Source organism: Clostridium sp. KNHs205, from assembly GCF_000702945.1.
Lineage (GTDB): Bacteria > Bacillota > Clostridia > Lachnospirales > Lachnospiraceae > Anaerocolumna.
On the sequence record NZ_JNLE01000005.1, the window covers coordinates 700,485 to 713,268 of the forward strand.

At 36.1% G+C, this 12,784-nt stretch carries 16 protein-coding genes; 5 read left to right on the plus strand and 11 right to left on the minus strand.

Features of this window, described 5'->3' with window-relative positions:
• Window positions 1–208: 208 nt before the first annotated feature.
• The 8 genes from BR73_RS0122690 to BR73_RS0122725 all read right to left on the minus strand — a co-directional run bounded on the left by BR73_RS0122690 (window position 209) and on the right by BR73_RS0122725 (window position 4,683).
• Window positions 209–736 carry a hypothetical protein gene (locus BR73_RS0122690; RefSeq protein ID WP_033168128.1) on the minus strand — a complete coding sequence of 176 codons (528 nt, stop codon included), beginning with the start codon at window positions 734–736 and terminating at the stop codon, window positions 209–211.
• A 1-nt stretch (window position 737) separates the two neighbouring features.
• Entirely contained in the window at window positions 738–998 is a 261-nt protein-coding gene (locus BR73_RS0122695) for a hypothetical protein (RefSeq protein WP_033168129.1), read from the minus strand.
• Window positions 999–1,019: 21 nt separating this feature from the next.
• On the minus strand, window positions 1,020–2,444 hold the full coding sequence (locus BR73_RS27850; protein ID WP_051685506.1) for a pre-toxin TG domain-containing protein: 1,425 nt from the start codon (window positions 2,442–2,444) through the stop codon (window positions 1,020–1,022).
• The gene (locus BR73_RS0122705) at window positions 2,438–2,749 is read right to left on the minus strand and encodes a hypothetical protein (RefSeq protein ID WP_033168130.1); all 312 of its coding nucleotides are present in this window, start codon (window positions 2,747–2,749) and stop codon (window positions 2,438–2,440) included. Before BR73_RS0122705 ends, BR73_RS27850 begins: the two co-directional genes overlap by 7 nt.
• Window positions 2,739–3,383, minus strand: coding sequence for a DUF5081 family protein (locus BR73_RS0122710; RefSeq protein WP_033168131.1), 645 nt, complete (start codon window positions 3,381–3,383; stop codon window positions 2,739–2,741). Before BR73_RS0122710 ends, BR73_RS0122705 begins: the two co-directional genes overlap by 11 nt.
• Window position 3,384: 1 nt before the next feature.
• Window positions 3,385–3,741, minus strand: coding sequence for a hypothetical protein (locus BR73_RS0122715; protein ID WP_033168132.1), 357 nt, complete (start codon window positions 3,739–3,741; stop codon window positions 3,385–3,387).
• 34 nt (window positions 3,742–3,775) lie between these two features.
• The gene (locus tag BR73_RS0122720; RefSeq protein ID WP_033168133.1) at window positions 3,776–4,222 is read right to left on the minus strand and encodes a hypothetical protein; all 447 of its coding nucleotides are present in this window, start codon (window positions 4,220–4,222) and stop codon (window positions 3,776–3,778) included.
• 161 nt (window positions 4,223–4,383) lie between these two features.
• Window positions 4,384–4,683 carry a WXG100 family type VII secretion target gene (locus BR73_RS0122725; RefSeq protein ID WP_033168134.1) on the minus strand — a complete coding sequence of 100 codons (300 nt, stop codon included), beginning with the start codon at window positions 4,681–4,683 and terminating at the stop codon, window positions 4,384–4,386.
• A gap of 305 nt (window positions 4,684–4,988) precedes the next feature.
• On the opposite strand from BR73_RS0122725, the gene BR73_RS26890 reads away from it, so the two are divergent.
• Window positions 4,989–5,246: a hypothetical protein gene (locus BR73_RS26890; protein ID WP_033168135.1), complete on the plus strand. Its 258-nt coding sequence runs from the start codon at window positions 4,989–4,991 to the stop codon at window positions 5,244–5,246.
• A 244-nt stretch (window positions 5,247–5,490) separates the two neighbouring features.
• Here BR73_RS26890 and BR73_RS0122735 read toward each other — a convergent pair whose 3' ends face one another.
• The 3 genes from BR73_RS0122735 to BR73_RS0122745 all read right to left on the minus strand — a co-directional run bounded on the left by BR73_RS0122735 (window position 5,491) and on the right by BR73_RS0122745 (window position 9,038).
• Entirely contained in the window at window positions 5,491–6,357 is an 867-nt protein-coding gene (locus BR73_RS0122735) for a TIGR03943 family protein (protein WP_033168136.1), read from the minus strand.
• A gap of 59 nt (window positions 6,358–6,416) precedes the next feature.
• The gene (locus BR73_RS0122740; RefSeq protein ID WP_033168137.1) at window positions 6,417–7,985 is read right to left on the minus strand and encodes a permease; all 1,569 of its coding nucleotides are present in this window, start codon (window positions 7,983–7,985) and stop codon (window positions 6,417–6,419) included.
• A 69-nt stretch (window positions 7,986–8,054) separates the two neighbouring features.
• Window positions 8,055–9,038, minus strand: coding sequence for a CobW family GTP-binding protein (locus tag BR73_RS0122745; protein ID WP_033168138.1), 984 nt, complete (start codon window positions 9,036–9,038; stop codon window positions 8,055–8,057).
• A 922-nt stretch (window positions 9,039–9,960) separates the two neighbouring features.
• Between BR73_RS0122745 and BR73_RS0122750 the strand changes: the two genes are divergently transcribed.
• From BR73_RS0122750 to BR73_RS0122765, 4 genes are all read left to right on the plus strand, one after another.
• Window positions 9,961–10,386, plus strand: coding sequence for a Fur family transcriptional regulator (locus BR73_RS0122750; RefSeq protein ID WP_033168139.1), 426 nt, complete (start codon window positions 9,961–9,963; stop codon window positions 10,384–10,386).
• Between the two features lie 223 nt (window positions 10,387–10,609).
• Window positions 10,610–11,317, plus strand: a complete 708-nt coding sequence (locus BR73_RS0122755) for a YjbE family putative metal transport protein (RefSeq protein WP_033168140.1) — start codon at window positions 10,610–10,612, stop codon at window positions 11,315–11,317.
• Between the two features lie 98 nt (window positions 11,318–11,415).
• Complete coding sequence (locus BR73_RS0122760) at window positions 11,416–11,619, plus strand: hypothetical protein (RefSeq protein ID WP_033168141.1); 204 nt, start codon at window positions 11,416–11,418, stop codon at window positions 11,617–11,619.
• A gap of 615 nt (window positions 11,620–12,234) precedes the next feature.
• A complete protein-coding gene (locus BR73_RS0122765) occupies window positions 12,235–12,732 on the plus strand; it encodes a GAF domain-containing protein (RefSeq protein WP_033168142.1) in 498 nt (165 codons plus the stop codon).
• Window positions 12,733–12,784 lie beyond the last annotated feature (52 nt).

Here is a 12,784-nt window from a genome sequence, read left to right on the forward strand (position 1 = left end):
TCGCAACAAATTTTTTGCTACAAAAAGTACGTTTATATGAACTTATTGGAACTACAACTAAAAATCCGATCGTATACCTAAGGCAATTTTTTTGCTAAAGTCTCTGAATTCGTACCGTGGATGACGACACTTCATGAGAGCCATGATATTAAATTAAGAGACAGGGATTTAGGTAGGTCCTAAAGTATAACCATAATTTAATTAAAAATTATTTTATTTCCAATATAACATTTGAATTTTTTTCAAATGCTGGCATGGTTATTTCATATAGAACACTACCCTTAATTAAGAGGTCTCTGGAAATAACTACTGTACCATTTGATATTTTTGCAAATTTTTCTTCCAGTTTGCAATAAACATTTTTTACTTGTTCTTTTTCCAATTTACTATCAACGTCAAACAAATTTTCTTTATTTAAAATATCATATCCTTTAGTTGATTCAATCATTCCAGTATTAATATCAAATTCTTTGTTTAAAATTGGGTAAATATCCAACTCGATAATATTAATATCTCGTTTCCAATTAATATGTTCTAGCAAAAAAATTATTTCTTCTCGCTCATTAAGTGAAAATACATTCTCTATGTTTCTCCATCTTTCTTTATTAGGAATTAAAATAATATCTTTAGCTTTAATCATAGGTATAATCTGGAGAATTATAAAACTATCATGATTAATGTATTTTACCCGCTTCCATGACATTTCAATCATGGCCCCATCTGGCAAAACAACCATATTAATTCTCCTCCATTTTAATATTACTAGGGATTGTCTTAGTAAGTAAGAACTCATAAATATTTTTTAAGATTTCTTTCTTTTTATTTTCATCAATAATTTCATTATCGTGAGGTGGTTCCCACTTCGTAATTATTTTATTACTAAGTACAAAATACGACTCTCTGAAGTCCATTTCTACTTTCATTTTTTTCCCTTCATCAAAATATTCCAAACAATAAAAATGAGGCACCTCAATTTTGTATTTTTTTTCTTTTTGCATACTTAATCCATCCTTTCATTTTCACTGCATTAACTCTGTAAAAATATTGGTTACATTAGAATTTTCCTTTAATGCAGGATACTCAATAGTATTGAAAATACTTCCTTCCCAAGAATTTTTAACAAAGCCATACGTATTTCCACTAGCATTCTGAGCATATCGTGTTGACAGTCTAGCCCAAACATTAACTGCTTCTTCTTGTGTTAACGGACTACCTTGCTCAAATAGTTTTAAATCGTCTAAATATTTTCCACCAGATGTCATTTCTAATGTTGTTTTTCCATTAACCTTCGCAAATTCTTCTGCCAAAGCTCTATTACCTTGCCCTGAATAAAATGTGGCGGAATTTGGAGTTGTTGAAACATCTAATTCTTCAACTAAATCCATGTAGTAATCAAATGCCTCAGAATTACTGCCACTCTTTATTGAATCAACTTCATCCACCCCAGTAACCTTAATTCCGTTCTTAAGCAATGCTTTATCCGCAATCACTCCCGTAGTAGATCCTAACACTATCGCCAAAGCAACTGTCACCGCAGAAGGCACACCTGCTTTATCACAAACGATCACGGTTGACCCTGACACCGCTTCAGCCAGGATATCTGCGGCAAACATTTTGGCTAAAGCCATTCCCCCGCCTTTCGCAATTGCCGCTCCATATCCTAAGGTCACCAGGCTTACTGCCCCTGATACTACCTTAAATGCTCGTTCATCACCCGTTAGATAATCTCCTGTTATAAGGGTTTTACCCGTTGCTGCCTCAATAATGGGAATTACGACAGTCATCTCGCTTAACGATTCTAATAGTTCCTTCCAGAAGGGGGCGTCCTTTTTATGGGCAAATTCTTTTAATACCAGGCTGTCCAGATACTCCTGTAAATTTACTTTACTTGGGTCTATTTTATCATTATTTACCAGATCTTCATAGTCTTTTGCAAATAATTCCGCAAAATCATCTACTTTCTGATAATTGGTGAGACTGTTATTCTTATTGCGGCTGCCTATAAAATCCTCCAGGTTTAGAGAGGTCATATCCCCCCCAACCTCATCATACATTCCGGCTCCTACATACATACTTGTATGTTCCTGTAACCCTATGGTATTATCTGTCTTTGCATCTCTCATATCAATGGCAGCCATCAGATCCACGGCATTATTAAACCCTTTATAAAGTGGATTTTCCAGATATTCATCAATATCATACAATACATCACTGGTATAGCTTAACAACGCACTTCTATGTTCTACGAATTCATCTATCCGTTGCCCTTGAGAAGAGAAGCCTGCTCCCAGGGAATGGGAGTCCAGTTCGCCTTCGATATCCTTGCAAAGCTCATCCAGATCAGCGAAGTCAAAGAGGAGGTTTGCAGAATATCCCATGGTAATATTAGCTCTCTCCAGCCAGGTGTATTTCTCAATTATTTCTCTTCCCAGTTGTCTTACCATTTCGCATCCCCCCGCTGTAATGCTCTTGCCAGTATCATATCCTGTTCTATCATGTCTATAACAGCATTTACTGCAAACTGATACGCTTTACTATAAAGATTAATCAGTGTCTGGGTGTGATTGTAACAGCGTGAGTAAAACACCAGCATTTCTTCTTTTGCTTTTCCTTCATATAAAACCTCTCCTTCAAGCAGATTTGAGGAATTTACTATTTGTTTCATTGCCTCTCCCAATTCAGAGACCATTAACAGAAGCTTGTCAAACTCCTGAATCATTTCAAAGGAAATCTTAATGTTAGCAGCCATTATATACTCCCTCCTTACTGTTTATCTGAAATAACTTCAGCAGCAACTGTCTGAATTGCAGTGACCCTCCCCGCTTCATCCGCTTGGAGGCAGGCTCATAGAGATATCCCTGGTTCTCTTTCTGGTATAAAATATAGGTACCGCCGGATTTATTCCGCTCAAATTCCTGTAGGAAAGTGATATTCCTTAACTCCGGACTTTCTAAATCCTGGTACCATTCTTCAAATTCCGTCTTTTCTGCTATTCTCTCCCTGGAATCCTCTTCTGCCAGAAAGGGAATATTTCTCATATATTCATATAAGAACAATTCTTTTTTTAAAACAGTCATTTCATAACCCTTATCTGTCTTGCATAAACATATAATATTTTTTTTATCTTTAGCAAAGGCGATATTCATCTGATTCATTATCAGATACCGCTGTGATTCCTTGTAGTCTTCTAATACCTTTACCGCAAGACAAAAGCTTTCCGTCGGTTTCTTATCCTCTAAAAATTTATTCTCTGTCAGCCGTGTCAGAGTATTCTCTATGTATTCTTTTGATATTTCCTGAGGTGCACTGAAATTGGTGCCAAATATGCGCTTTCCATCTAATACACTGTTAAAACAGATAAGTTCCTCTTCTTTGAACAGCATCCTATATCCTCTCCAATTCCTGGTAAGATTTGCAGTTACCGGTAAACTGATTCATATTTTTATTGTGTTCCTGCAAGGTTTCCAGGGCTACCTCACAGGTGTTTCCACTGACTTTCGCAGTTTTAACTTTTCCAATGGATGGGATTTTCTCACCGATTAATTGTCCGTGATATTGCAGCACCAGATGCAGGTAGCTTTGAAATTCCTCTTTGCTCTTACCTTTCCACTGATCTGTAACCTGCAGCATAGCAAGAAATTCTTTGCCTAACTGAAATGCCTTCTCTATGTTTTCATTCATTTGAGATGTGTTTTTTTCGAGCTCTGCGAATCTATCACTGTCTAACACTAATTTTTCCATCGTTACTACCTCCTAACTTAATAAAAAAGACTCTTTATTTCTTTGCTGCTTTCGCACTTTGTGCTGCCGCTCTTTCTCTTTCTTCTCTTTCCTGTTCTTCCCGAATACGCTGCCTTCTCCTTTCATCCTCAAGCCTGCACTGTTCGGCATAATATTCATACATACTTTGAGCTGACGCTAATTTATTGCGAAAAGATGCTATCATATTCTTATAATAATCCAATAAATCTGTAGTATCCTTCTGGTAGATAATAAATTTATTATCATACATGCTAACTAACTCCCCAGCTAAGTTATTCTTATCGACGGTCCCTTTCATTATCTTAAATTCCATGTCACAGCCTGTTTTTAAATTATTATAGAGAGCTTCCGCTTTTGGAATTTTCTTATTTAAATATTTGACTAATTTACTGTATTCATCTCTTTTTCGTTCATTGTCCGAGGTATGAAAAAAATCACCAACAGAATCCCAGAAATACATTTTATTCCTCCTTCATTCCTATCTCTGTTATTATCCGCTCTATTTCATTTTGCTTTTTCCAAGCATATACATTCTTATTTTAAATTCTGAAAAAAGCTGCAGTAGGAAAGGATTCTATGTTGCCATCTCCTTCCTGCTGCAGCCTCTTTACGACTTAATTCTTATAATTTTAGCCTGTCAGCGATTGCCTTATCTGTCTCCTCCAAGGTAGTTGCAGTTTGCGTTAACTGCGTTTGAATTCCTGTAAGAATCTGAGGCATCGTCTTGTCCAGAACCGGCCATAAGTCGTTAGTAAAGCCGCTGATAAATGCAGATTGAGCAGCACCTTCCCAATTTGTTGCAATTTCATTGATTTTTGCATTTAATGCATTTGCATCTGCTGTCATTGCGTCCTGTTTCTGTTTGATAAAATTCGCTGCCTCTCTTAGTTCTTCTGGTGTAATTCTAATGGTTCCTGCCATTTTTTTATCCCCTTTCAATTTGTATGATTTATGTTAATTCTCTTTATTTAAGAGAATTAATATCTCATTAATCTAATTCACGATATTTTTATCTGTGTTTTATATACCATAACTTAACTTTTGTTTAAGTTTTTGTATGAGTTTTATTTAATTTATGTTTTTTACTTACAGAAACAATATGACATTTATTTTTGTTTTTAGTATCTTTTTAGGGATTTCTAAAAAATTTATATACTTTCTATATAAACTTCTTTTACTGAAACCGAACTTTTTTACAGAAGTAAAAACTTAAAGAAAATAAAAGATTGAATGAAATTATTAGTCAGGGTTATGCTCCTATCTATCAGAAAAGACTACATAATCAACTTAGCATACTATTGAACTTTGCTGTAAAATATTACGGACTGACAGAGAATCCCGGCAGAAAGGCAGGTAGTATGGGAAAGCTTGAAGCAGAAAGTTTTTATTTCTGGACACATGAAGAATTTAAACAGTTTATCATGAATAAATCCTGGCCAGACATTAATGCAGCCATTAATATATTATACTGGACAGGCATTTGAGCAGGTGAGTTATTGGCTCTTATGGCAGCAGACATCAACCTGGAAGAGAAAGCCCTTCCCATAAATAAATCATTGCAAAGGATAGACTAAAAAGACATTATAACAGCTCCCACCTATACCCCAGTAAACACGGTGAGGTTGCAGAGAAATTAAACACCTTAGAATCAAACCAGAATCAAGAAAAAATAGACTAAGAGCCTAAACCCTTTATTATACTGGTGGGTCTAGGCTCTTTATAACTTAATTAATAATAGTAATATACATACTCTTCCTTCGGTGCAGTAGCTTTCTCAACCTCTATATCAGTAAGATAAGGAACCTTCATACCATTATATTCATACTCCCCAATGGTACCGGTAACCGTCAGCCATTCATTTTCCTTAAGACCACCGGCAAGGTCACTTTCGCTTATCAGACCATATCCGGTTAAATCCACCGCACAACAGGTCATAATATATCTGCCTGCCAGAAACTGATTCTCCTTAAGTCCTTCCAAAGGAAATACCTGGGCTGTAAACTGATACCGTTTACCTTTAAAGTCCTCCAGATAATCATAAAGATCATAATACCAGGCGGCATATTCTTCATCACTTATTAGTACTGCACCATTTTCGGCTTTTACCGCATATTTTTGTGATTTATCTTCCGGTTCTGCAGGTTGGACAATTTCTGTATTGCCAAAACTATCGATACCTTCTTCTGCATCATTTGTATCTGCCTCGGTCACCTCCGCATCAGTACTGGAGTCCTCTTCATCTGAAAGCTCCTGCCCGGCACTTTTATTATTGGCATCTCTTCCAATACTGCTCTGCGCTATGGCAATATTACCGTTACCGCCTTGAATCACCGGAAAAAGTAATGCCAGTACAATGGGAACGGCATATAACCCATATTGTGAGACAGAAGAATTATGACGTCCCCTCTTTCTCTCCATCAAAAGACTGATGGCAAAAACCAACAGAACTACCACTGATAACCATAATCCCGGTAAATACCTGGGATGAACATAATAATATATCTTACCTGAAATCAATTCGTAAAGAAGTAATCCAGTAAGTGCCAAAAGAATCACAATCTTGCAGATATTATCAATATTTTTATTGCCTTTCATTAAACCTCCTAACTGTGCAAAGCTGCACCTTCAGCTTCTATTAATACACCAAATGTTACTTACAGAATAATATTAATCAATGAATAGGCCAGAAAGCCTACAACTGCCATTAACAGACAAAGCTGTACCAAGAATTTCTTTGTCAGAGCTTCCGATAGAATAATGATATTCTTAAAATCCAGCATTGGTCCTAAGGTCATAAAGGACAATACCGCAGGAAGGGTGAACTGTCCGTAAAAACTTCTTCCGATAAATGCATTTGTAGTGGAGCAGGTAGACATAAAAGCGGCAGCTATGAACATAATTCCAAACTGTATCAGCATATTTCCGCTAATCAGAGACTTGATTACCTGAGGTACAAAGGTAAGGCTGACAGAAGATACTAAGGCACCTATAATTACGTATTGAAATACACGAAAGAACTCTACCTGTGCTCCCTTAAGTACCGCAGAGGCTTTTCTTAACCCCCTGTTGTTGCTGTCATAGACCATATCAATTCCCATACCGGTAAGACTGCTATCAGCCTTAACAACATCACTGTTCTTAATATCAAGAAGTTTTAGAATAATTCCTATTACCAGGGCAATAAATACACCGGCAAGAATTCTTATCAGTATTATGAGCTTTTTCTCCGGAAAAGCATACATAACAGATAATAAAACTACCGGATTAACTGCGGCAGAAGCCAGCCAGAAGGTTATTACCTGGGGCAGCGGTGTCCCTTTCTTAAGCAGACCCGTAACAAGAGGTGCCAGTCCGCAATCGCAGACAGGAAAACAAAAACCTGCCAGTGCCGCTATACCAAAAGATTTTACAGTATTGCCGGAAATCTGTCTGATAATCCAGCCGGTTGGAACAACTAACTGCAAAAAGGAGGATAGGAAAGCACCTAATAATATAAAAGGAATCGCCTGAATTAAAATGCTGAGAAAGGATAGTGATACCTTTTGTAGATTATCATAAACCACGGAGAGGGAAGCTGTGGGCAGAAAACAAAGAATACCAAGAACCACCATAAGAATCAGCATACCAGGTGTCACAGTCTTCTTATAATTTTCAAAAGGCGTAAAGATACGTAGCAACCGGGAATCCTCATGAATGCTGTTAAGAAAGACTGTACCTGTACCCTTATTGACTTTCTTCACATTATTCTGAATGTTCTTTCTCTCTTCCTTACTCAAAGAATCATGACGATTAATCACTACATAATCGCTGTTCAGCATATGCGGCTGCAATAGCCCTGCCATATTGTGATAATAGCTGTTGAATTTATCTGCTTCACTGATGAAAAGCACATTTCTGAGCTTTAAACCGCCTTTTAACTTAATATCCAGAAGTGTTTGAATATTCCAGGTTCCGTTATACTCTATGATTATGTAATCCAGATCTTTCTTACTGATAAGCTTAAGCAGATAATCCCCTGTTAACCTGGAGGGGTCTTCTATAATTATCAGGCTGATATTCTTCTTTTTCAAGAGCTTCTCATCGTATTCAATTTCACCTTCTTCACAAACCAGTAACCCGATATTCTCATATTCTTCAAAGGTTTTACTGGTAATCAATTCATTAATGAAAGTGGTCTTACCGCTTTCCAGGAAGCCGGAAACCACATCAATATCAATTGCCATAAACTAAAATCCTCTTTTCCGATATCCCTTCCGGAGATATTCTAATAGACATCTCGCAGGATAATTCCCTTAATTTTTCACACCAAATAAACGGTTCAGCTTCTCTTTGTCCAATTTACTGCCAATCACATTGAATCTTCCTATATAATCGGGAGAACTGTCATTCATGGTAACTTCACCTGGGACATAATCAAATTGCACCCACTTTTCACCCTCAGTCTCAACAATCCCTTTGGCACGAACAATCTCCATATCCAGACTGTCAAAGCTATATAAAATCTCCGAGATTTTACTCTTCTTAAAGATTTGTGAAGTCTCGTGACCCCAGACAGAAAATACCTCCTCCGCTTTGTGACCGGACATAATATATCCGGCATTGGCACCAGAGATTCCGGGAGAACTTAAGCTTTTTACATTTCTGGACTTCTGAGGTTCTCTTTCAAAAATACCGCTGCTGCCCTCTTCTGCAAGTTTTAAAATTGCCTTCCCCTCAAGGCGCTCCCAGTCCGTAGTAATAATACCAGCCACCTTATTAGCCTTCCTTATTTCAGCAGTAATAGCATCAATTTTCTCTCTGTCAGCCTGTGCTGTTCTGCTAAAAATAATTGTTCCTGCACTGGTAAGCTGGTCTTTGTAGAATTCCGAAAAGTTCTTTAAATACATTTTAAATTTCGTAATATCAATAACCGTCAGGCAGATATTTAGCACAGCTTTTCCATCCTTAAGGAACGGTGAACACCCTTTGATAACGTCTGACAGCTTACTGACGCCGGAGGGTTCAATAAGTATCCTGTCGGGTTTATAACGGGTTAAGACTTCCTTAAGCCCTCCGGTAAAATCACCGGCGATACTGCAGCAAATACAACCTGCATTTAACTCCGTAATCTGAAGGTCGTAATCCCTCATGATTCTGCCATCAATACCAACAGCTCCAAACTCATTCTCAATCAAAGCAATCTTCTCCCCTGTTAAGGCTTCATCCAATAGCTTCTTAATCAAGGTAGTCTTACCTGCTCCTAAAAAACCCGAGAAAATATCAATTTTAACCGGCATACAAACTCCTTTACTCTGAACTAAATCATCATGTATCAATGTAACATTTTTTACTAACAAGATATTTCACTTTTAATATGTATAAAAATTTTTCCATCCATATACAAAAACATAAAATTTGTTTAATTACTATTCATCCGTAAAACATTTATATTTCAATAGAGCAGCAACTAAATATCGTAGACGCATAATTAAACCCAAATATAAATCTAATTCCAAATGCAAATGCAATACATTCGCTTTAACTATACAATCATTATATTCTCTTGTCAATAAAATAAGGACAATCAACTGCTCATTAGCTGAAAATTTACATCATTTTTCATTGAAGAATTAAAGGTAATTGGCTTTAATTCAGAGCTGCATTGCTAATTGAATTAATGAGCCAGGATTATCAAGATTATTAAAAATATAAACCGAAACTATATCAATAATTATGGTTTAAAATTATTACGAGAATTATTATCAAATTAGAAGTAAATTTATATCTTATAATTATTCCTTAATATTATACTTTATAAATATACCTTGATCATATGCAATTAAATTATTTGTTTTCATAAAGCATTATTAAATCAATTCAAAAAATAATGAAACAAACAATAAATAAAAAAAACAAAACCGAAACAAAATAACAAAAAATAACGAAGACAAACATAATAAAACAATAAAAATAAGTTTAACCTTCCGGGAACAGTTACTGAGGCTTTAGCGGAATAAGGGTTCACGAAAACCAAACGAAGAAACAGAAACTCGCTTCATTGTCCGCTGCCTCAGTTCCATTTACCTCATAATTCTCCCTCATTTCCTGATAATGCTTGACATTTTCAACGCAGTAAACTATGATTTTACTAAAAGTACGAAATTATAAATCATAGTAATAATACAAATTTGTATAAAGATAAAAAAGGAGAGGTGCATTGTGAACAACAATATACTAAAATCCGCCGATTTAAAGCAGACAAAGAAAAGAAACCTTATCCTTTCTGTGCTGGAATCTGCGCAAACTGCCCTGACTGTAGAGGAAATTGCGGAATTAGCCTCAAAGGATCTGAAGATAAATATCTCCACCATTTACAGGGCTCTGAATACTTTAGCTGAAAAAGACATTGTAATCAAGACTCTGTATCAGGATGGCAAAACCTATTTTGAAATTAACAACCATACCCACAGACATTCCCTTATCTGTACCAAATGCAATAAAAAGGTTAATATCGATATCTGCCCCCTTGAGCCTATTGAAAGCAACCTGGCAGCCAAGACAGGTTACACCATAACCGGACATAATCTTGAGATATACGGCATATGTCCTGATTGCCAGGAGAAACCTGTACTTGAGACTTTATAATGCCATGCAGCAGCATTTCCTCTAAATAAAAATAAAATTAGACGTATTTTATAAAAGACTGTAACCAATCTTTGTTGTATCTGTGTTGTACAATACACCAAAGCTGCGGTACAGTCTTAATTTATGTCTTCTAGCAGGCAATGAATTATCTTTTGTAACCTACTCCCCTTTCCTGAATACTATAAAAGGACTTGAAAAAATTAGCTAAAGGGAGGATCTATTTATGTCTGCTTTTATCGTTACAATGTTAAATATTCTGCATATAGCACTGCTTAATATTATATTAAGCTTTGATAATATTAGTGTTATAGCCTTTGTCTCTGAGAAATTAAGCAGTGATAACCGTAAGAAGGCTTATTTATCCGGCTTTACGTTATCTTTGCTCTTCTCAATCCTCTTCACCTCTTTGATTAGTGTTATAATGGAGGTCAAATGGCTGCCCATTCAGCCACTGGGAGGTTTTCTGCTTATGAAAATTACCTATGATATGCTAAAACCTGAGAAAGAAGGCATAGATAATGAGGAAGGTGAGTATAAACTCTATCAGGATCTAAAGCTTTCTAAAGCGATTGTTAAAATTACTTTTATAAGCCTTTCTTTAAGTTTTGACAACATACTAGCCATCGCAGGAGCTGCAGACGGAAATATTCGTATTATTTCATTGGGTTTACTGCTTAGTCTTCCAATATTGTTGCTAAGCTGCAGGCTATTTATGAATCTGATGAAACGCCACGTAATAATCCTGTACCTGTGCGGTGCTGTCTTAATTCATACGTCTCTGGAAATGATTTTCTCATATCCTCTGCTCCTTACTCTGATTCCCGGTCTATTAACAAATATCCTGTCCTTGTCAGCCTCATTAGCAATTGTAATATACGGGATTTATAAATGGAAAAAAATGAAAGCCACCGGAATTAAACATACGGCATAAATCTGTCTCATTCTCGAGATACTAATAAAGTACCTATGTAAATCAAGTTTGGAAAACTACCGATGTTAACAGGCTGTTAGAAAGGCATGGTAATTACTATGGAACTAAACTATACAGACGGACCAAAAATACCTTTAGGTCTTGGAATGGCTCTGGCACAGAATCTGAATGCCATGAATTATTTTGCTTCACTTGACAATACAGGCAAACAGCAGGTTATTGACGGAACCCACAGTGTCCGTTCCAAGTCAGAAATGAAACAGTATGTATCCAACCTTACAGAAGGTAATAGTTTTCGTTAATTCAACCAGTTGAAACATGTAGTAAATTGGGATATACTTTATTAAGTTATCCCAATTTATTATTATAATACATATAACGCTTTTATTTATAACCAATCATAGTATTATAGGTATTATAAAATTTTATCCTTTAAGGTATATTGAATACTTCTTGAACTGTTCTGAATCACCCGCATTGCAGAAAAGTACAAGCAGCATTTAAATAATCGCAAGTAGTTACTGGATGCAACAAAAGCTAACTCAAGAAGTTTGTACATCAATAGTTTTCACTTCAAAAAGCTTCAAAGAGGTTTCACATCAAAAGCTTGTATAACATAAGCTTGTACATCATAAGCTTGTACATCAAAAGCTTGTACAACATAAGCTTACACATTGAAAGCTTACACATTGAAAGCTTACACATTAAAGGCTTGCACATTGAAAGCTTGCACATTAAAAACTTGAATAAAAGCTTGTACATCAATAGCTTACCCATTATAAGCTTTCACATTATAAGCTTGCACATCATAAGCTTGCACATCATAAGCTTGCACATCATAAGCTTACACAACAGAAGTTAACTGACTAAAATTATTAGAATAAGCAATCAGCTGTTTATTCAGAAATGAGGGTTTTATGGTTGAATTAACCAACGATTATCCAAAGGATAAAAAAGAATTATATGAGCTTGTCAATGGACAGTTAAGAGCTCTGCTTGATAATGAACCTGATGTAATACCCGGTCTCGCCAATGCCTCTGCCCTTTTAATGACTGCGTTAACAGACATTAACTGGTCGGGGTTCTACCTGATGAAAAGAGGCGAACTACTTCTTGGTCCTTTTCAGGGAAAAACAGCTTGCATACATATCGCAATTGGCAGAGGTGTATGCGGAACAGCTGTCCTAAAGGATGAAACTCAGCTGGTTTACGATGTTCATGAATTTCCCGGACATATTGCCTGTGACAGTGCTTCCCGTTCAGAAATCGTAATACCAATTCATTATAAAGGCAGTATAGTAGGTGTACTTGATATAGACAGCCCTTCAGTGGGAAGTTTTGATGAACAGGATAAAGAGGGTCTTACAGTCTTTGTAAATACTCTGGAAACCCTCCTGGACTGGAAAGATAATTAAATTACAGGGGTTTTATAAACTCATTAATTATCTGACACGGTTAAGGCCTTAA

What these genes read in the sequence shown, in the direction of transcription:
- BR73_RS0122690 (WP_033168128.1), bottom strand. Translation starts at nt 736, where the DNA reads ATGGTTGTTTTGCCAGATGGGGCCATGATTGAAATGTCATGGAAGCGG.
- BR73_RS0122695 (WP_033168129.1), bottom strand. Translation starts at nt 998, where the DNA reads ATGCAAAAAGAAAAAAAATACAAAATTGAGGTGCCTCATTTTTATTGT.
- BR73_RS27850 (WP_051685506.1), bottom strand. Translation starts at nt 2,444, where the DNA reads ATGGTAAGACAACTGGGAAGAGAAATAATTGAGAAATACACCTGGCTG.
- BR73_RS0122705 (WP_033168130.1), bottom strand. Translation starts at nt 2,749, where the DNA reads ATGGCTGCTAACATTAAGATTTCCTTTGAAATGATTCAGGAGTTTGAC.
- BR73_RS0122710 (WP_033168131.1), bottom strand. Translation starts at nt 3,383, where the DNA reads ATGCTGTTCAAAGAAGAGGAACTTATCTGTTTTAACAGTGTATTAGAT.
- BR73_RS0122715 (WP_033168132.1), bottom strand. Translation starts at nt 3,741, where the DNA reads ATGGAAAAATTAGTGTTAGACAGTGATAGATTCGCAGAGCTCGAAAAA.
- BR73_RS0122720 (WP_033168133.1), bottom strand. Translation starts at nt 4,222, where the DNA reads ATGTATTTCTGGGATTCTGTTGGTGATTTTTTTCATACCTCGGACAAT.
- BR73_RS0122725 (WP_033168134.1), bottom strand. Translation starts at nt 4,683, where the DNA reads ATGGCAGGAACCATTAGAATTACACCAGAAGAACTAAGAGAGGCAGCG.
- BR73_RS0122735 (WP_033168136.1), bottom strand. Translation starts at nt 6,357, where the DNA reads ATGAAAGGCAATAAAAATATTGATAATATCTGCAAGATTGTGATTCTT.
- BR73_RS0122740 (WP_033168137.1), bottom strand. Translation starts at nt 7,985, where the DNA reads ATGGCAATTGATATTGATGTGGTTTCCGGCTTCCTGGAAAGCGGTAAG.
- BR73_RS0122745 (WP_033168138.1), bottom strand. Translation starts at nt 9,038, where the DNA reads ATGCCGGTTAAAATTGATATTTTCTCGGGTTTTTTAGGAGCAGGTAAG.
- BR73_RS0122755 (WP_033168140.1), top strand. Translation starts at nt 10,610, where the DNA reads ATGTCTGCTTTTATCGTTACAATGTTAAATATTCTGCATATAGCACTG.
- BR73_RS0122760 (WP_033168141.1), top strand. Translation starts at nt 11,416, where the DNA reads ATGGAACTAAACTATACAGACGGACCAAAAATACCTTTAGGTCTTGGA.
- BR73_RS0122765 (WP_033168142.1), top strand. Translation starts at nt 12,235, where the DNA reads ATGGTTGAATTAACCAACGATTATCCAAAGGATAAAAAAGAATTATAT.